Genomic DNA, 18559 nt, shown 5'->3' with positions numbered 1-18559 from the left:
GCACCGGAAGACGGTTCAGCGGGCGGCCGGATCGCGCTCGGCTGGCCCGCCGGATCGGCCGGGCGTCTGCAACAAGTCAAGCGTGGATAGCCGCATGGATGTGATCGAAAAGCTCTCGCCGGAAGAAATCCGCCGCCAGGCCGAAGCCCTCGGCCCGTGGTTCCACAACCTCCAGCTGGATGGCGTGGCGACCGCGCCGGACCACTTTCTGGGCAACTACCCGGCCGTCAAGTGGGCGAACTTCTCCGCCGCGATCCCCCAGGATCTCACGGGCAAGAGCGTGCTCGACATCGGCTGCAACGGCGGCTTCTACGCGCTGGAGATGAAGCGGCGGGGCGCCGACCGCGTGCTCGCGGTCGACTACGACGACGTCTACCTGAACCAGGCCCGCTTCGCCGCCGAGGTGACCGGGCTCGACGTCGAGTTCCGCCGGCTCGAGGTCTACGACGTCGCCGCGCTCGGCGAGCGGTTCGACCTCGTGATCTTCATGGGCGTGCTCTACCATCTGCGCCACCCGCTCCTTGCGCTCGACCTGCTGCGCGAGCACGTGGTGGGCGACCTGATGCTCTTTCAGAGCATGCTGCGCGGGTCCAAGGAGGTGGAGCCGGTGGCGGCGGACTACGACTTCCAGGAGGAGGCGCACTTCGACCGGCCGGGGTACCCGAAGATGCACTTCATTGAGCACCGCTACGCGCACGACCCCACCAACTGGTGGGCTCCCAACCGCGCCTGCGCCGAGGCGATGCTGCGCAGCTCCGGTTTCGAGATCGTGCAGCAGGCGGAGGACGAGGTCTTCCTCTGCCGCCGCGCCGAGATCATCGACGGCGAGCCGCGGGCGGTGTACCCGGCGCGGTAAGAGGACCCCCACCCCCGCTCGTGAACTCGCGGCCCCTCCCCCGATAACTACCTGGGGGAGGGGCGTTTCGCGTGCATTCGCCTGACCTGCTGAGGACCGTTCCGCTGCGTCATTGGTAGGGGCGGACCTGCGTGTCCGCCCACCCTTGCACTGCCTCGATCCGTGCCATGCCGCACCGATCCCTGCCTGGCACGGTACCGATCCCACGTCCGGACACCTCGCGCGTTTCGCGGCTAATCCGTCGTTCATGTATGTCTTGCAACCTTTCCGGGCCGGCTTCCGTCCTATATCGCGAGCACCACGATGTGCTCCTGAAATCTGAAACCCGAATGGAGGTTGTAATGTCCGCCAAGATCGCCAGCGTCGTCCGCTACCTGTTCGTATCCACCATGGTTACCGGCCTGATCGTCGCCGGGCTTGATTCGGCGTCCGGGAGCGAGGAGCGCCTCGGTCTGACCGAGTGCGGCTGGGAGGGGAATCCCTGCGAGCTCGCCCCGCTGGTGGTGAAGGCCCCGCGCGCGCAGGACGCCGCCCCGCAGGATGGTGCCAGCGAGACGCTGATTGCGCAGCGCTGACGCCTGGCGAAGCCTCCGGCGCCGCTCCGCGGCGCGGCGCGAGGATCGTCCACGATGAACGGCCCCCTCCGGTTTCCGGCGGGGGCCGTTTCGTGCGTCTTTACCGCCGGATGACACCCAAACCAGGTGCGGCGTGATGGAGCGCGTGCTGATCGCGGGGTGCGGCTACGTGGGGTCGGCGCTGGCGGCGCGCCTCGCCGCGGACGGGGACGAGGTGTGGGGGATGCGCCGCTCGCCCGCCGGCCTCACCGCGGGTGTGCGCCCCTTTGCCGCGGACCTGCGCGACCGGACGACGCTGGTGGGGCTGCCGAAGGGGCTCACCACCGTCTTCTACACGGCGGCGGCGGATGGGGGATCGGAGGACGACTACCGGGCGGTGTACGTGGACGGCCCGCGCAACCTGCTGGCGGCGCTCGAGGCGCAGGGGCAGCGGCCACGACGCGTGATCTTCACCTCCAGCACCAGCGCGTACGGCCAGTCCGGCGGCGAGTGGGTGGACGAGGAATCGCCCGCGGAGCCCGCCGGCTTTCGCGGGCGGACGATGCTGGATGGCGAGTCGATCGTCCTCGGCGGCCCGTTCCGCGGCGTGGTGCTGCGGCTGGGCGGGATCTACGGCCCCGGCCGCACGAGCTACATCGACCGCGTGCGCTCTGGCGCCGCCGAGTGCCCGGCCGTCACCACGTACACCAACCGCATCCACCGCGACGACTGCGCCGGCGCGCTTCGCCACCTGATGCACCTCCCCTCGCCCGAATCCATCTACATCGGCGTGGACCGCGAGCCGGCGGACAGCTGCGAGGTCCTGCACTGGCTCGCGGCTACGCTGGCGCAGCCTGCGCCCCGCCGCGCCGAAGTCGCCGTCCCTCCACGCAGCAACAAGCGCTGCCGCAGCGACCGGCTCGCATCCTCCGGCTACACCTTCCGCTACCCCACCTACCGCGAAGGCTTCACCACGCTGCTCTGACCGCGGCCGCCCCTACCGCGGGTGCGGTCAGGATTCAGTCGCTGGCGAAATCCTTCTTCAGAAGCGAGATCTGGGCGGTGTGCGCCAGGTTGTGCTGCACGATGCCGTGAAGGAGGACGTAGTACGTCACGCCGCTCCCCAGCGGGGCATCGCGTGCTTCGCCGAGGATCTCGCCGAGAGCGTCCGCGGGGAAGCGCTCCACTTCGGTGAGCAACTCGCGATGTGCGGCTTCCAGGCGCTCCACCGCCTCGCGCCACGCGGCGTCGGTCGGTGCGGGCGCGGCGGGCCAGTCGCCGTCTTCGGGCTCGCGCGCGACGCGGGTGCGCAGGCGGCGGAGGACCTCGCGCTGCCAGCTCGTCATGTGAAGCACGATCTCCCAGATGCTGTGCGCGCGCGCGATGGGGCGCCGCGATGCCTCTTCGGCCGTCACGCCGCGCAGCACCTTCATCGTCGAAGCGCCGTACCACGCGTCGCCGTCGTGCGCGCGGGCGAGCTGGTCGGCGATGGCGCGGATCTCGTTCATGCTCAGCCGGGTTCGAGGGAGGTGAAGACGATCATCCCGCAGAAGGCCATCAGCATCACCACCGTAATGACCGCGTGGAAGCGCGGGTGGCGGACCAGCGCGCCGCTCAGCATCAACAGGAGGAAGGCGGCTTCAAAGGGGCGGTCCTCGGTGAGCAGCGGCGCGCCCTGCACGGCGACGTTACGCACCAAGTTGGCCGCCACCGCCGCCGCGCCCACCCCAAAGAACCAGGGCCGCACCGAATAGTAGTGGTCGTACATCGACACCGTCGCCAGGTCGTCGTCGAAGTCGGGGAAGACCAGCACCGCCATCAGGTACAGGAGGATGGGGGCGAGCAGGAAGACCAGGAACGAGAAGAAGTTGCCGAGGATCGCCTCGTCGTAATCGTAGGTGGACCACCAGAACTGGATGTGCGCCAGGAAGGCGACCGCCGCGGTCACCAGCGACACCCAGTAGATCCTCACCCGCGCGCGCGCCACGATCAGCCGCGCGACGCTGGAGAGGAGGTGGGAGAGTCCCATCCCGATGATGATGGAGACGAGGACGGAGAGGTATTCGGCTTTGTTCATCGTGCGGATGTGGGAGGCTGGGCGTTCGCCCAGGGTACGCGTCCGCCCCCTCCCGCGCAACGATCCTGGAGCCCGGACGCGTGAAGCCCCTCCCCCCCAAAGGTGCGGGGGAGGGGCTTCCAGCTGAGCAATCCGGCGGCTTCAGCCTTCCGGCGGACGATTCGGAATCGGGTTGCCGTCGGCGTCCAGGGGCCGCTTAGACAGGTCCTCGCCCGTGTACTCGGCGTCCAGCATCTTCTGAAGCCAGCTCCGCAGGCGATCCGCGGAGGCGGGGACCTCGTCGGGGTGCCGCTTCGCGAGCTCCACGAGCTTTTCGATCTCCGCGCGGGCCTCGGCGTGGCCCTCGGGGAGCATCTCGCTCAGCGGCGGGAGCGGCTTCGGCGTGCCGTACGGCGGTCCCTTCTCAGCCACGTACCCCCACGGGTTTTTTGCCAGGTAGTAGAGCGCAAGCGGTCGCCTGGTGCTGCGGTCCGGCTTGCCTCGGCCGCGGCGGAAGTTGCGGATCGTTTCCGGCGAGAGTTCATCTTCTCCCGTAAGCTCGGCCACCGCAGCCGCAACGGTGCGGAGCGAGCGCTGTTCGCGGTACCAGGCACGAAGAACATCCACCGGAATGTCTTCCCAGCGGCGGCTGCGTTCATACCGCGCCGGCTGATCCGGCTGTCCACTATGACCATTATTTTGGTTGCTCATGGGAAATTGTAGTCGCCGCCATCCAGAGTTGCAAGAGTGGACGGGCATAGCGTGCGAACTCCGCCACCGGCCGCACGGGGAACGCGTCTCACGCGGAGGCGCGGAGGCGCGGAGGGAACTGCAACTGCTTGGCTCACACAGAGAGACGGAGACACAGAGAAAAGAACAGAAGAAGGAGGGAGTCTCGGTTTCTCTCTGTGGCTTTCCGTTCCTTCCGTGTCTCTGTGTGAAACTGCTGTTCGGATATATGGAACCGCCCCGGCCGTTGCGTGCACGGCCGGGGCGGTATTGCTTGGGTCGAGCGGATTACAGGTTCTCGGCGACCCAGTTCGTCATCATGGTATAGAGGTGCTGCGAGGTGATGCCGCCCGAGATGCCGTGGTTGCGGTTCGGGTACATCATGAAGTCGAACTGCTTGTTCGCCGCCTGCAGCGCGTTCACCAGCTGCGTCGAGTTCTGGAAGTGCACGTTGTCGTCGCCGGTGCCGTGCACCAGCAGGAAGCGTCCGCGCAGGCCCGCCGCGTTGCTCACCGGCGCGTTGCGGCGGTAGCCCTCGGCGTTCTCACGCGGGGTGCGCATGAAGCGCTCGGTGTAGATGGTGTCGTACAGGCTCCAGTCCACTACCGGCGCCACCGCGATCCCGGCCTTGAACGGGCTGCCGGGCGCGAACATCGCCGACGCCGTCATGAAGCCGCCGTAGCTCCACCCCCAGATGCCGATGCGGCTCGCGTCCACCCACGGCTGCGTTGCCAGGTAGCGCGCCGCCTGGATCTGGTCCGCGGTCTCGACGGCGCCGAGCTTCAGGTATGTGGCCTTCTTGAAGGCGCTGCCGCGCGCGCCGGTGCCGCGGTTGTCCACGCTCACCACCACGTAGCCGCGCTGCGCCAGCATCTGGTGCCACAGGTAGCGCGTGCCGCCCCACGAGTTCATCACCGTCTGCGAGCCGGGGCCGCCGTACACGTACATCAGCACCGGGTACTTCCTGCTGGCGTCGAAGTTGGCGGGCTTGATCGTCCACCCGCGCAGCTCCGTGCCGTCGGGCGTGCGGAAGGAGAAGAATTCGGGCTTGCGGATTCCGAGCGACGCCACCGTCTGGCGGACGCGCGCGTTGTCCACCAGGGTGCGCACCACGGCGCCGTCGCCGGTGTTGTGCAGGCGGATCACCGGCGGAGTGCCCGCGCTGGAGTAGGTGTCCAGGAAGTACGGCGAGCCGGTGGAGATGCGCGCCGCGTGCGTGCCCGGCTCGCGGGTGACCTGCTGCTGCCCCGTGCCGTCCAGCTTCACGCGGAAGAGCTGCGTCTGCTCGGGCGTGGGTGCGTGGGCGCCGAAGTAGACGCGGCCGCCCGGCTCGTCCACCGCGGTGATGCTGGTGACGTCCCACTGCCCGCGCGTGATCTGGCGGACGTTGCGCCCGTCGCGGCTCACCAGGTACAGGTGGTTGAAGCCGTCGCGCTCGCTGGTGAAGAGGAAGTCGCGCCCCCCGTTCACCCAGTGGAAGTCGTCGTCCACCTCCACCCACGCGGGATCGGTGTCGGTGAAGACGGTGCGGCTGGCGCCCGTGCGCGCGTCGGCCAGCATCACCTCCAGGCGGTTCTGGTGCCGGTTCAGGCGCTGGATCACGATCTCGTTGGGCGACTCGGCCCACTCCATCCGCGCCAGGTACACCTCGGGGTCGTTCCCCGTGTCCACCCAGCGCGGCGCCCCGCCCGCGACCTCCACCACGCCAACCTTTGCGATGGCGTTGGGGGAGCCCGCCTTGGGGTAGCGCAGGCTGACGACGCGCGAGTAGGCGCTGTCCGTCTCGTTGATCCAGTTGAAGGTCTGCTCGCGGCTGGCATCCAGGCGCCAGAAAGCGATGCGCGCCCCGTCCGGGCTCCAGCGCCACCCGTCCTGCAGCCCCAGCTCTTCCTCGTACACCCAGTCAAAGGTGCCGTTGATGATCTGGTCGCTCCCGTCGCTCGTCAGCCGCGACTCCCGCCCCGTGGCCAGGTCGGTGACGTAGATGTCGTGGTCGCGCACGAAGCCCACGCGCCGCGCATCCGGCGAGAGCTTGGCGAACATCTGCCACCCCGGCCGCGTGGAGGCGGGGGTCAGCCGTCCCGTGTCCAGATCGTAGACGTAGTAGATCCCCTTGGTGTTCTCGCGCCACACCGGCTGCGAGTTGGTGTAGAGGAGCAGCTTCCGCTCGTCCGGGGTCCAGCTGTAATCCTCGATCTCGATGGGCTTCTGCTGGCCCGCCGGCACCAGTCTGGAGCCGTCCACCAGGCGCGTCTTCGTGCCGGTGCGCGCGTCCTCGGCCACCAGGTCCGTGGTCCCGTCCGCGCGGGCGTCCACATACGAGTAGCGCTGCCCGTCGCGCATCCACTGGAGGGCAGGGAGCCCCTCCGTCCGGAAGTCGCGGCCGGCGAAGATGCGCTCCACCGAGAGCGTCTGCTGCGCCTGCGCGGGCGCGAGCGCGGCGAGCGCAAAGATCCCGGCTGCGATGGCCGGGCGGGCCCGTGTCAGCATGTATTCCTTGCTCGGGTTGGGTTCGTTCGGGAGTGGCGTCACATGATGCCGCTTGGTACGGCGCCGCGCCAGAGAGGTTCCGGGGGGATGCTGAAATTTTAACATCGACGGGTGCGTGAGTACGTGAGGGCGTTAGGGCGCTGGTCAGACCAGCTCGACCTTGAGTGTGCGGCCGACCGCGCGGGCTGCCCTCTGAAGGGTATCGAGCTGCACCTTGTTGTTGTTCGGATCGAGGAGTCTGTCCACCTGCGTACGGCTCGTGTGCATCCGCTCGGCCATCCCCACCTTGCTGATGCCGTTCGCCTTCATCGCCTGCTCGATCTGCCACGCGAGAACCCGCTTCTGGGCGAGGAGCTCGACCTCGTCGCGGAGACCCTCCTCTTCAAGAAAACTCTCGAACGAACTACCGATGTGTGGATTGGTCATAGTTCCATCTCACGTTTGCGTTTCCGAGCGAGTTCCGGTTCCTCTTTCGGCGTCTTCTCAGACTTCTTGATGAAGCCGTGCAGCAGTACCATTTGGCCATCGGCAAAGCAGAAGAGTACACGCGCTGTCCGCTTGTCTTCGAGGTCGCTGCGCACCTCCAGCAGGCCACCGCCCATCGCGCGGCATGTGGGCATCCCGACGGGCCAGCCGAATTCGACCATGGCGATGTCGGTTCCGATTGTCCTCCGGTCCTCCCTGCTCAAGCTCTGAAACCAATCCCGCACCGGCTCCACACCAGTCCGGCTCTTCCAGAAGCGCGCGGGGACCCGCTTGCGGTCGTCGGCCATTCGGCACCTCCGTACTGCCAAATGTACCTTGTGAGGTGCAGCTGTGTCAAGTCGGATCGCCGGTGGTGCGGCTTCCGCGATGTCACCCCCACGCGTATCGGCATCCCACGCTGTTGCGGCTCCGGGCGAGCGCTTATCTTCGCAGAACCACCCCTGTTCTACGCCTCCCCTCCCATACGGACACGCATGCACACCCACGCTTCAGGCGCGGCACTCCCGGACAACGATCCCGGACCCGGTACGGACCGGCTGCAGCGGCAGCTCGGGCTGTGGAGCGCCATGGCGGTGCTGGTGGGGTCGACGATCGGGAGCGGGATCTTTCGCGTGCCCAGCACCATCGCCGGCGAGGTGGGGACGGTGGGGGCGATGGCGATGCTCTGGATCCTCGGCGCGCTGATCGCCCTCTTCGGCGCGCTGACGCTGGCGGAGCTGGCGGCGCTCTTTCCGCGCTCCGGCGGGATCTACGTCTTCCTGCGCGAGGCGTACGGGCCACTCCCCGCCTTCCTCTTCGGGTGGACGGAGATGCTGGTGATCCGGCCGTCCGCGCTGGGCGGAATCGCGATGCTCTTCGCGGAGTACGTGCAGACCTTTGTGCCCATCACCGAGGGGCAGGTGCGGCTCGTGGCGATGGCGGCGATCGTGACGCTGGCTACCGCCAACATCGTGTCGCTGAAGTTCGGGGCGCTGGTGCAGAACGCGTCCACCGCGGCCAAGGCGGCGACGCTGGTGGGTCTCGCGGTGACGGCGTTCGTGGTGGGCGACTACGCGGGCGGGAGCTTCGCGCAGCCGATCCTCTGGTCGCCGACGAGCTGGGGCGGGTTCGGGATCGCGCTGGTGGCGGTGATGTGGGCGTACGACGGGTGGGCGGACCTGACGTTCATGGCAGGCGAGGTCAAGGACCCGAGCCGCAACCTGCCGCGGGCCCTGCTGGGGGGCACCGCCGCGGTCGTGGTCATCTACCTGGTGGTGAACGCCGCGTACCTGTACGTCCTCCCGTCGGCGGAGATGCCCGGGAAGCCGCTGGTGGCGGCGGATGCGGCGCGCACGCTCTTCGGGCAGGCGGGGGCGTCGATCGTCGCGGCGATGGTGATGCTCTCCGCTTTCGGGGCGCTGAACGGCTCCACAATGACGGGGCCGCGCATCTTCTACGCGATGGCGGAGGACGGGCTCTTCTTTCGTCCCATCGCCGCGGTGCACCCGCGCTTCCGCACGCCATACGCGGCAATCACGATGGCGGCCGTGCTGGGGATCGGCTACGTCTCGTTCCGCAACTTCGAGCAGCTGGCGGACGCCTTCATCCTGGGAATCTGGCCGTTCTACGCGCTGGCGGTGCTCGCCGTCTTCACGCTGCGCCGCTCGCGGCCCGACCTCGAGCGCCCGTACCGCACCTGGGGCTACCCGGTGGTTCCCATCGTCTTCCTCCTCGCCTCGGTGGCGATGCTGCTCAACGCCGCCATCCGCGAGACGGGGTCGACGCTGTTCGGGTTCGGGATCATCCTGCTGGGGATCCCGGTGTTCTTCATCTGGCAGGGAGTGAGGCGGCGGGAGGCGGGGGGCACCGGCGGATGGGGCGCCGGGGGCGGAGGCGCCGGGGGCGGAGGCGCCGGGGGCTGAAGCCCCCGGCTGGAACCACGGGAAGACCGCTGAAGCGGTCTCGCGGGCCGCGGCGGTGGTGACGAAATCGAGGTCCGTCGGTGCGGAGACGCGCTGGCGGGCTTCGTGTTGATGCGGTCAGCGGGAGAGGATGCGGAGGCCGAAGGCGCAGAATTCGGTGCGGCAGCCGGCCATGGTGACGGAGAGGAGGTGGGGGCCGGTGGCGTCGGCGACGAAGGTGAGGACGGGGCGGGCGTCGGCCTCCACGTCTTCGGCCAGGACCTCCGCGGCGTCGGCGGCGAAGGCGCGCAGGTCGAGGTCGTCGCAGGCGGGGCCGCAGCCGGCCACCACGCTGTAGCGGCGGCCCGCGCGCAGGTTCAGCTCCAGGCGCACGGAGCCGCCGCGCGGGAGCTCGCCAATCAGCGAGGCGCGGCCGATGGCCCGCGCGTCGGGGACGAAGCCGCGAGAGGCGATGGCCCGCGCCGCCGTGTCCAGCTCGGCCAGGATCGCCTGGCGCGGGGTCTGGGCGGCGGCGGGGAGCGCGGCGAATGCGGCGGCGAACAGCGCGGCCAGGGGTGCGCGAGTCATGGAAGCGGGGCAGGGGGTGGAGCGCGGGCGAGTGGGGAACGCTAACCCCCCGATTCCACGCGCGGCAAGGGGCGCGCTTCCTTGCGCGGTACCACGCGCGCGCTACGTTTCGCCGTGAACCCATTCCGGAGGATGACCGAATGAAGCGCTGGTCCCCCACGCTGGTCGGCGCGCTGCTCGGGCTAGGGGCCGCGGCCCCGGCCGCGCACGCGCAGGACCCCGCCGCATCCGCCGGCGCCATGGCGGCACGGCGGGCGGTCCCCAACCCGATCGTGATCCCGCGCGACTTCCAGCGCGCCGTCGCCCGCGGGACGCGCACCAGCACCGGCGCGCCCGGGCCGCGCTACTGGCAGCAGCGCGCCGACTATCGCATCCGCGCCACCGTGGACGCGGCGGCGAAGACGCTCACCGGCAGCGAGACCATCACCTACCACAACCGCTCGCCAGACACGCTGCGCGTGGTGTGGCTGCAGCTGATGCAGAACGTCCATCAGCCCGAGGCGCCGCGCAACGAGGAGGCCGAGGTCACCGGCGGCTACCGCTTCACGCGCGTGGCGGCGGGCGGGCAGCCGGTGCGCGAGAGCGAGGACCTGCGCTCCGGCTCCGGCTACTCCATCGACTTCACGCGCATGGCCATCCGCCCCGCGAGCCCCGTGCTCCCGGGCGACTCCGTGCGCCTGGAGCTGGATTGGAGCTACAAGATTCCGCAGGCCGGCGCCGGGGCGCGGATGGGGCACAGCCGCGACAACCTGCTGTACCTGGCCTACTGGTACCCGCAGATGGCGGTGTACGACGACGTCGGCGGCTGGCAGACCGACCCGTTCCTGGGCGGCGCCGAGTTCTACATGGGGTACGGCAGCTACGAGTACACCGTCGACGCGCCCGAGGGTTGGGTGGTGATGGGTACCGGCAACCTCGCCAACCCCGAGCGGGTGCTTCCGGCCGACGTGCTCCAGCGCTGGCGTCGCGCGGCGCAGAGCGACTCGACGGTGCACGTGCTGGGCGCGGGCGGCTTCGGGGCGGGGAAGGCCACGCTGCGCGGCGCCAACGGCCGCCTGCAGTGGACCTTTCGGGCGGACAGCGTGCGCGACGTGGCGTTCAGCATGACGCGCGAGTCCAACTGGGACGCGGCGCGCACCCCCGTCGGCGACCGCAACGGCGACGGGCGCACGGACTACGTCCTCATCCAGTCGCTCTGGCGCTCGACGGCGCCGCGCTGGGCGAATTCGGTGAAGTACTCGCAGCAGTCCATCACCCACCACTCCGAGTTCACGGGGGTGCGCTACCCGTGGCCGCACATGACCGCGGTGGAGGGGGAGGACATCATGGGCGGCGGGATGGAGTACCCCATGATGACGCTGATCGGCCCGTACAGCGCCCAGGGCGACACGGCGCTCTACAACGTGACGGCGCACGAGCTCGGCCACATGTGGTTCCCCATGATCATCGGGGTGGACGAGCGGCGCTACGGGTGGATGGACGAGGGGACCACCAACTTCAACGAGAACGAGGCGCACAACGACTTTTTCCGCGGCGCCCCCAACGCGCACCAGCGGGAGCAGGCGCAGTACGTCAACTTCGTGAACAGCGTCGGCGACCCGGAACTGCTCCGATGGACGGACCTGCAGCAGCCGAACCTGGGCGGCTTCGCCACCTACACCAAGCCCGCCACGCTGCTCTCGGCGCTGCGGGCCGTGCTCGGCGAGGAGACCTTCCTGCGCACCTACCGCGACTACGCCCGCACCTGGGCCTTCAAGCACCCGAAGCCGTGGGACTTCTTCAACGCCTTCAACGCGGGTGCCGGGCGCAACCTGGATTGGTTCTGGTCCACCTGGTACAAGGAGGCGTGGACGCTGGATCAGGCGGTAGGCAGCGTTACAAGTAGTGGCGCTAGCACAGTTATAACGGTCGAGGACCGCGGCAGCGCGCCGATGCCGGCCCGCCTGCTGGTCACGCGGCAGGACGGCACCACGGAGCGGCGCGAGGTGCCGGTGGAGACGTGGCTCGGCGGCGCGCGCACCGCCACGGTGAGCGTGCCTTCTGGCAGCTCGCCGGTGGTGCGGGTGGAGATCGATCCCACCAGCTCCTTCCCCGATGTGGACCGCGCGAACAACGTCTGGACGCGCTGATCGAGAACAGCAGCCTCACACAGAGGCACAGAGGGAACTACAAGGACAGCAGAAGGGGGTTCTCTGTTGCCTTGTACTTCCCTCTGTGTTCTCTGTGTGAGGCTTTCTCTTTCAGGCACCCGCGATGCGGCGGACTCCGTCGATCAGGCGGTCGACGTCTTCGAGGGTGGTGTAGGGCGCGAGGCCGGCGCGGATCAGACCGCCGCAGTCGTCCAGGGCCAGGCGCTCGCAGACGGTGGTCGCGTAGAAGTTGCCGTTCCACACGAAGACGCCCTCCTCGCCCAGCCGCTTCGCCACCTCGTCCGGGGAGGCGCCGGGGACGGTGAAGCCGAGGGTGGGGGTGCGCGGCTGCCCGTCCGGTACGCCGTAGACGCGCGTGCCGGGGATGGAGCGAATCCCGGAGATCATCCGGTCGAAGAGCTCGCGTTCGTGCGCCTCGATCAGCTCGAATGCCCGGTCCAGCGCGGTGCGGCGGTCGTCGCCGCCCGCGAGGCTCGCGATCCAGTCCACGGCCGCGGCGGCGCCGACGATCCCCTCGTGGTTCTGCGTCCCGGTCTCCCAGCGCTCCGGGGCCTCGTCGGAGGCGGGGGGCACCTTGTACGGCGTGAGGCGCTCCAGGTGCTCGCGGCGGCCCCACAGGATGCCGACGTGCGGGCCAAAGAACTTGTAGGCGGAGCAGGCGAGGAAGTCGCACCCCAGCGCCTGCACGTCGATGCGGCGGTGCGGGGCAAGGTGCACCGCGTCCACGAAGCTGATCGCCCCCACGGCCCGCGCCATCGCCGTCACCCGCGCGACGTCGTTGATGGTCCCTACCGCATTCGATGCTCCCCCCACCGCCACCAGCTTCGTCCTCGGGCCGATCGCCTGCTCCATGGCCTCGTAGTCCAGCTGCATGGTCTCGGGGATGAAGGGGACGGTGCGCACCGTCACCGCGCGATCCTCGGCCATGCGGCGCCAGGGGGCCTGGTTCGCCTGGTGGTCCAGCTCGGTGACCACGATCTCGTCGCCCTGCGTCAGCTCGCGACCGAGGGAGCGCGACAGGTGGAAGGCGAGCGTGGTCATGTTGCCGCCGAATACGATCTCGCGGGGCGAGCCGGCGCACAGGAAGTCGGCGAACGCCTCGCGCGCGGCCGTCATCGCCGCATCCGTCTCTTCGCTGGTGCGGAAGTGGCCGTGCGTGTTGGCGTTGTGCAGCGTCAGGTACTGCACCACCGCTGCGGCGACCTCCTGCGGCACCTGGCTTCCCCCCGGCCCGTCAAAGAACGCGATCGGCTTGCCCGCCACGCGCCGCGAGAACACCGGGAACGACGCGCGGACAGCGTCCGTGAACGAGTGTGAAGAGACGGCGTTCATCTGCTTGGTAGTGTTCGGTTTGTGATATACCGCATCAGGCGCTTTGCGAAGGAACCGAGTTCCGCCGCGCGATTCGCATCGGCGCAGATGCACGGGGTGCACCGCGGGCGCGTCAGAATGCCGGATGCGGGGCGCGTTGGCAATCGTGCGGGGGTGTGTGGGGCGGGCGGCGGAGGCGGGCAGGGCACGGGCAGCCACGTGGGGCGGGCCCACCAGGCGGCGGTGTGCGACGCCCGTGGTGGAGCGGGGGCAGGCACCGGCGTGATAAATCACGCCGGTGCGGCCGCATGAATATATATGCATGCGCCGTTATCCCCGCAGTTTGGAGGGCCCGCACAGATGCAAGCCGCCCCTCCCCCAGGTAGTTATTGGGGGAGGGGCAGCGAGGTGACGAGCGGGGGAGGGGGCCCTTACGACACCGCCCAGAACCCTTCCAGCGCCGCACCGTCCGGGCTTTCGCGGAGCTTCTCGAAGGCGCGGTTGCGGATCTGGCGGATGCGCTCGCGGGTCACGCCCAGGAGGGAACCGATCTCCTCCAGGGTGCGCTCCTCGCCCTCGTCCAGGCCGTAGTAGAGGTAGAGGATCTTGCGCTCGCGCTCCGTCAGGTACTTCTCGAACATCTTCTCGAGGAACTCGCGGCGTGCCTGCGCCTCCACCTCTTCCTCGATCTCGTCCGACTCGCTCCCGGCGAAGCGCTCCCCAAAGGAGGCGCTGTCGCGGTCGCCGCGGTCCAGCGGCGCATCCAGCGAGAGCTCGCTGGCGGCCACGCGGCGGAGGGCGCGGATCGTGTCCACCGGCTCCGCCATCTCGTCCGCGATCTCCTCGTCCGTGGGAGAGCGGCCGAGCGTCTGGGTCAGCGCCGTGTCCACGCGCGACAGGCGGACCAGGTTGGAGTTCTGGTTCAGCGGGATGCGCACCGAGCGGGTCTGCTCCGCGAGCGCCTGCAGAACCGTCTGGCGGATCCACCACACGGCGTAGGAGATGAACTTCACCCCCTTGTCCGGATCGAACTTCTTGACCGCCTTCAGCAACCCTTCGTTGCCGATGCACACCAGCTCGGCCAGCCCAAGGCCGCGGCCCTGGTACTTCTTAACGTACGAGATGACGAACCGCAGGTTGGCGGTTACCAGCCGCTCCGCGCAGGCTTTGTCGCCGGCGCGCGCGCGGTGGGCGAGTGCTCTCTCTTCCGCCGGATCATCGATCAGCGGGTACTTCTCCACGTCGTGCAGGTACTGGTCGAAGGAGTCGAGTGCCCGGGAGCTTAAGAACATGTAGACTCGTTCCTTTCAAAACAACGAAAGCAGCGACGCCTCGTTGGTGTTCGAGGCGTGCTGCTTTCTGGTGACGCCCTCTAGGGCTGTCTCTGCGAGAGTCCCTTCATAGCGGGCGAATCTATGTTGTCAATAGGGGATTGTAAACCCCCTCGTAACGAACGCGAGGGTACCGCCCCTAGCGGTTCACTCCGTCCACGGCCCAAGGGAATGCGCATTCCCTTACTCCGGCGCCGGCCCAAAGACCAGCGCGGCGTTGATTCCACCGAAGCCGAACGAGTTGGAGACGACGTAGCTCACCGGCCGTTCCGCGCCTTCGCCCGTGACGTACGGCAGGTCGCACCCTTCGCCCGGCGCGTCCAGGTTGAGGGTGGGCGGGATCCAGCCGCGCTGGATGACGAGGGCGCTGATGGCGGCCTCCACCGCCCCCGTGGCGCCCAGGCAGTGCGCGTGGTACCCCTTGGTGCCGCTCACCGCCACGCTGTCCGCGTGCTCGCCCAGTACGGTGCGGATCACGCGGCTCTCGGTGCTGTCGTTGAGCGGGGTGGACGATGCGTGGGCGTTGACCCAGTCCAGCTCCTCCGGCGCCACGCCGCCCACCTCCAGCGCGCGGCGCATGGCGCGCACCGCCTGGGCACCGTCGGGACGGGGCGCCGTCATGTGGTGCGCGTCGTTGGAGGTGCCGTACCCCAGCACCTCGGCGTAAATGCGCGCGCCACGGGCTTTTGCGTGCTCCAGCTCCTCCAGCACCAGCACCGCCGCCCCCTCACCCATCACGAAGCCGTCGCGCCCCGCGTCGAACGGGCGGGAGGCGCGCTGCGGGTCGTCGTTGCGGGTGGACATGGCGCGGATGATGGCGAAGGCGCCGTAGCAGAGCGGGGCCAGCGGCGCCTCCACCCCGCCGGAGAGCACCACCTCCGCCTCTCCGTCGCGGATCATCCGCCAGCCGTCGCCGATGGCGATGGCGCCGGACGCGCAGCTCATCCCGTTGGTGGAGTTGGGGCCGGTGAAGCCGAACTCGATGGCCACGTTGCACGACGCGGCGCCGTTGAACACCGCCAGCGCCAGCATGGGGTCCACGCCGCGCACGCCCTTGCCCACGTAGCTGGTGAACTGCGTTTCGCCGTACGCCACGCCGCCCAGCGCGCTCCCCATCTGCACGCCGACGCGCTCGGGGTCCTCGCCGGCCGGGTCCAGCGCGGCATCTTCCAGCGCCTGGCGCGATGCGGCCACGGAGAACTGCGCGTAGCGCTCCATGCGCCGCGCGCGGTTGCGCTCCATGTACGTCTCGGGATCGAAGTCGTCCACCTGCGCGGCGATGTGCGAGCGGAAGGGGGTCGGGTCGAAGCGGCTGATGCGCCGCACGGCCGACTCGCGCTTCCTGAGCCCCTCCCAAACCCCCTCCACCCCGGTGCCGATGGGTGTGATGGCCCCGATCCCCGTGATGACGACCCGCCGCGGCGCCGGACGCCGGTCTTCTGAACGCTGAATCATGTGCTCGCTGCCGAGGGGAGCCTCGCGATGAAACGACGGCGCGGGGCGGCCACCTTCTCCGTCCCGCGCATCCTGCTTTCCCGCTGTTACCCCGCACCCGGCGGTTCGTGCGTCACGGCGCTTCCACCGCCCTCTTGATCCCCGCCAGCGTGCGCGAGGCGACGTGGTGGATGAAGACCGGACCGATCACCGCGTCACCTATAACGCGCCGCGCACCGCCCAGAAGGGGCCAGCGGGGGCCCGTCGCCCATTCGTGCACGATCTTGACCCGCGTGGTGCCGTCCGGCAGGCCGGTGAAGCTCCACTCCACGTCCATCCCGGTGGTGATCCCGTCCACGTGGCGGTAGAGGACGACGGGGCGCGCCTCGTCCACGGTCATCTCGCTGACCCACCAGACGGGCCAGGGGAGCGGCCCGAAGTCGCGCCGCGCGGCCATCTCCACGCGCCCGGTGCCGAAGCCTTCCTTGCGCTGGAAGCGGACCCGGTGGTAGTGCGGGAGCCACTCCGGCCACCGCTCCACGTCCGCGCCGAAGCGGAAGCAGCGCTCCGGCGTGGCGTTCATCACGATCTCGTCGACGGTCAGCACGTCAGCGCGGGATGAAGTCGGTGTCGTCCGCGATTCCGCGGCAGAAGGCGGCCATCAGGCGGATGACGGCCTCCACGTCGTCCAGCGACACGATCTCGTTGGGCGAGTGCATGTAGCGGTTGGGGATGGAGATGACCCCCGTGGGGATGCCGCCGCGCTGGAGGTAGACCGCGTCCGCATCGGTGGAGGTGAACTTGGGCGAAGCCTGGATGGTGTAGGGGATTCCCTCGCTCTCCGCCGTCTCCGCCAGCCGCTCGAAGACCATGGCGTGGATCGCCGAGCCGCGCCCCAGCACCGGGCCGCTCCCCAGCTTGTGCTCGCCCACCTGCTTCTTTTCGATCCCCGGCGCATCGGTGCTGAAGGTGACGTCCACCACGAGCGCCACCTGCGGATCGAGCTGGTACGCGCAGGAGCGCGCCCCGCCGCCGTGGTAGCCGATCTCCTCCTGCGTCGTCGCGACGGCCGTCACCTCGGACCGCAGTCCGTCAGCGTCGCGCGCAAGTTCGCGGAGCGCCTCCAGCACCACGAAGGCGCCGATGCGGTTGTCGATGGCGCGCGAGGCGATCAGCCCGTTCCCCAGCTCCACCAGGCGCGCGTCCACCACGCCGGGGTCGCCCACGCGGATGCCGCGCGCGGTTGCGTCGTCGCGGTCGCGCGCGCCGACGTCCACCCACAGCTCGTTGAGCTTGGAAGCCTTCTCCTTCTCCTCCGGCTTCATCAGGTGGATCGGCTTCTTGCCGACCACCCCCAGCACGTCGCCGCGGCGGGTGAGGAAGCGGATGCGCTGCCCCACGAGCACCTGCGGGTCCCATCCGCCGATCCCGTCGATGTAGAGGAAGCCCTCCTCATCCACGTGCGTCACCATCACGCCGATCTCGTCGATGTGGCCCGCGAGCATCACGCGGGGCCCCGCGCCGCCTACCGACGCCAGCGAGTTGCCGTGCACGTCGGAGGTGACGCGCGCGCCGGTGGACTCGGCCTCGGCGCGCCACACGCGCGCGGCCGCAGTCTCGAAGCCGGAGGGGCCCGGAGCGTCCAGCAGCCGTTTGAGGAACTCGAAGGTATGGTCTTCCATTTTGGTCTTGGAATGAAGGGTCAGCGGCGCTCGGGGTCGTTCGCGGCCTCGGCCGCGCGGCGTGCTACCTCGGGAGTGTAGGCGTGGTAGAGGTGCTTGACCAGCACTTCCTCCGCGTACACCTCGGGGGGGAGATCTTCCAGCGCCGCGAGCGCGCGCAGGGCCTCGGCCTGGCGCGGCGTCAACTGGAGAATGATCGGCTCACGGAGCATCGGTTCTCACCTCGTATGAAGGCTGCAAACGGGCGCATCGCCCGCCAGGCGTTGCGTTCCCGATGCGGAAGCACCGCGCCGACTACGGCGATCTCCCCCCTCTCCCAGCAGTTTGGGAGCGGGGGGCCGGGGGGGTGAGGGAACCGCCCTCACGGCATCCCATCCCGGAGCTGTTCCGCGTCGTCGACGGTGGAGTAGAGCTCCAGGAAGCCGGTGAGGATGCGGTGCGTGATCCCCCACACCAGGTGCCCACGGGCGCCGTACGCGGGAAAGGACATCACCGTGCCGTCGCCCATCTCATGCAGGTACTCGGCGGCGGCGCCGGGCTCGGACAGCTCGGTGAGCGTCACCCAGATGGCCAGCGCCACCTCCTCGTTCGGCTCCGCATCGGTGCCGGCGGGGACCGCGAAGACGAAGGGCGCCACGGTGATGCGCGGCGCGCGGTCGCTCATGGGGGTCAGCACGTCCAGCGGGCCCAGGAGGCGGCCGGCTGCCCGCACGTCGATCCCCACCTCTTCCAGCGTCTCGCGGGCGGCCGTGGCGGCATCGTCCTCGTCGCCGGGGGCGGCGCGGCCGCCGGGGAGCGCCATGTGGCCGGACCAGGGATCGCCCTCGCGCTCGGCGCGGCGGATCAGGAGGAGCTCCAGGTCGTCTTCCACGGGGCGCACCAGGAGCGCGACCGCGGCGGAGGGGACATCGCCCTCCACCTCCACCATGCGGGGCGGGCGCGCCGCGATGGCCCGCGCCAGCCCTTCGATCCGCTCGTCTTCCACGCCTCTCCTCCGCTCCCACCCCACCGC

Annotated in this window: 19 protein-coding genes; 5 read left to right on the top strand and 14 right to left on the bottom strand. The window is 69.4% G+C overall.

From position 1 onward, the window contains the following. Window positions 1-94: 94 nt before the first annotated feature. The 3 genes from VF584_22490 (at window position 95) to VF584_22480 (ending at window position 2395) form a co-directional block, all read left to right on the top strand. A complete protein-coding gene (locus VF584_22490; protein ID HEX8212961.1) occupies window positions 95-856 on the top strand; it encodes a TIGR04290 family methyltransferase in 762 nt (253 codons plus the stop codon). Window positions 857-1197: 341 nt separating this feature from the next. Beyond that, window positions 1198-1431, top strand: coding sequence for a hypothetical protein (locus VF584_22485; protein HEX8212960.1), 234 nt, complete (start codon window positions 1198-1200; stop codon window positions 1429-1431). Between the two features lie 136 nt (window positions 1432-1567). Continuing rightward, window positions 1568-2395, top strand: a complete 828-nt coding sequence (locus tag VF584_22480; protein ID HEX8212959.1) for an SDR family oxidoreductase — start codon at window positions 1568-1570, stop codon at window positions 2393-2395. A 34-nt stretch (window positions 2396-2429) separates the two neighbouring features. On the opposite strand, the gene VF584_22475 is transcribed toward VF584_22480, so the two are convergent. The 6 genes from VF584_22475 to VF584_22450 form a co-directional block, all read right to left on the bottom strand. Further along, window positions 2430-2918: a DinB family protein gene (locus tag VF584_22475; protein HEX8212958.1), complete on the bottom strand. Its 489-nt coding sequence runs from the start codon at window positions 2916-2918 to the stop codon at window positions 2430-2432. Between the two features lie 2 nt (window positions 2919-2920). Beyond that, window positions 2921-3487 (bottom strand): hypothetical protein, encoded by a 567-nt coding sequence (locus VF584_22470; protein ID HEX8212957.1) that lies wholly within the window; start codon window positions 3485-3487, stop codon window positions 2921-2923. A gap of 141 nt (window positions 3488-3628) precedes the next feature. Continuing rightward, window positions 3629-4093: a hypothetical protein gene (locus tag VF584_22465; GenBank protein HEX8212956.1), complete on the bottom strand. Its 465-nt coding sequence runs from the start codon at window positions 4091-4093 to the stop codon at window positions 3629-3631. 390 nt (window positions 4094-4483) lie between these two features. Beyond that, window positions 4484-6685 (bottom strand): S9 family peptidase, encoded by a 2202-nt coding sequence (locus VF584_22460; GenBank protein ID HEX8212955.1) that lies wholly within the window; start codon window positions 6683-6685, stop codon window positions 4484-4486. 144 nt (window positions 6686-6829) lie between these two features. Further along, window positions 6830-7111 carry a hypothetical protein gene (locus tag VF584_22455; protein ID HEX8212954.1) on the bottom strand — a complete coding sequence of 94 codons (282 nt, stop codon included), beginning with the start codon at window positions 7109-7111 and terminating at the stop codon, window positions 6830-6832. After that, complete coding sequence (locus VF584_22450) at window positions 7108-7458, bottom strand: type II toxin-antitoxin system RelE/ParE family toxin (protein HEX8212953.1); 351 nt, start codon at window positions 7456-7458, stop codon at window positions 7108-7110. Before VF584_22450 ends, VF584_22455 begins: the two co-directional genes overlap by 4 nt. A 186-nt stretch (window positions 7459-7644) precedes the next feature. Between VF584_22450 and VF584_22445 the strand changes: the two genes are divergently transcribed. Beyond that, complete coding sequence (locus VF584_22445; GenBank protein HEX8212952.1) at window positions 7645-9072, top strand: amino acid permease; 1428 nt, start codon at window positions 7645-7647, stop codon at window positions 9070-9072. Between the two features lie 117 nt (window positions 9073-9189). Here the strand turns inward: VF584_22445 and VF584_22440 are convergent, their stop codons facing one another. Beyond that, the gene (locus VF584_22440) at window positions 9190-9639 is read right to left on the bottom strand and encodes a hypothetical protein (protein ID HEX8212951.1); all 450 of its coding nucleotides are present in this window, start codon (window positions 9637-9639) and stop codon (window positions 9190-9192) included. 140 nt (window positions 9640-9779) lie between these two features. Here VF584_22440 and VF584_22435 point away from each other — a divergent pair, with 140 nt between their 5' ends. After that, a complete protein-coding gene (locus VF584_22435) occupies window positions 9780-11768 on the top strand; it encodes a M1 family metallopeptidase (protein ID HEX8212950.1) in 1989 nt (662 codons plus the stop codon). Window positions 11769-11879: 111 nt separating this feature from the next. Here the strand turns inward: VF584_22435 and VF584_22430 are convergent, their stop codons facing one another. The 7 genes from VF584_22430 to VF584_22400 form a co-directional block, all read right to left on the bottom strand. After that, entirely contained in the window at window positions 11880-13121 is a 1242-nt protein-coding gene (locus VF584_22430) for a cysteine desulfurase-like protein (protein ID HEX8212949.1), read from the bottom strand. 410 nt (window positions 13122-13531) lie between these two features. Continuing rightward, entirely contained in the window at window positions 13532-14392 is an 861-nt protein-coding gene (locus tag VF584_22425) for an RNA polymerase sigma factor RpoD/SigA (GenBank protein HEX8212948.1), read from the bottom strand. A gap of 222 nt (window positions 14393-14614) precedes the next feature. Continuing rightward, on the bottom strand, window positions 14615-15886 hold the full coding sequence (gene fabF, locus VF584_22420) for a beta-ketoacyl-ACP synthase II (protein HEX8212947.1): 1272 nt from the start codon (window positions 15884-15886) through the stop codon (window positions 14615-14617). A 112-nt stretch (window positions 15887-15998) separates the two neighbouring features. Further along, a complete protein-coding gene (locus VF584_22415) occupies window positions 15999-16472 on the bottom strand; it encodes an SRPBCC family protein (GenBank protein HEX8212946.1) in 474 nt (157 codons plus the stop codon). Window position 16473: 1 nt separating this feature from the next. Then, a complete protein-coding gene (locus VF584_22410; protein ID HEX8212945.1) occupies window positions 16474-17547 on the bottom strand; it encodes a M42 family metallopeptidase in 1074 nt (357 codons plus the stop codon). A gap of 20 nt (window positions 17548-17567) precedes the next feature. Beyond that, window positions 17568-17759: a hypothetical protein gene (locus VF584_22405; GenBank protein HEX8212944.1), complete on the bottom strand. Its 192-nt coding sequence runs from the start codon at window positions 17757-17759 to the stop codon at window positions 17568-17570. Window positions 17760-17908: 149 nt separating this feature from the next. Continuing rightward, window positions 17909-18532 carry a CoA pyrophosphatase gene (locus VF584_22400; protein HEX8212943.1) on the bottom strand — a complete coding sequence of 208 codons (624 nt, stop codon included), beginning with the start codon at window positions 18530-18532 and terminating at the stop codon, window positions 17909-17911. Between the last annotated feature and the right edge of the window lie 27 nt (window positions 18533-18559).

The sequence above is a fragment of the Longimicrobium sp. genome (assembly GCA_036389135.1).
GTDB lineage: Bacteria > Gemmatimonadota > Gemmatimonadetes > Longimicrobiales > Longimicrobiaceae > Longimicrobium.
This window is presented reverse-complemented; position numbering and strand designations above follow the sequence as displayed.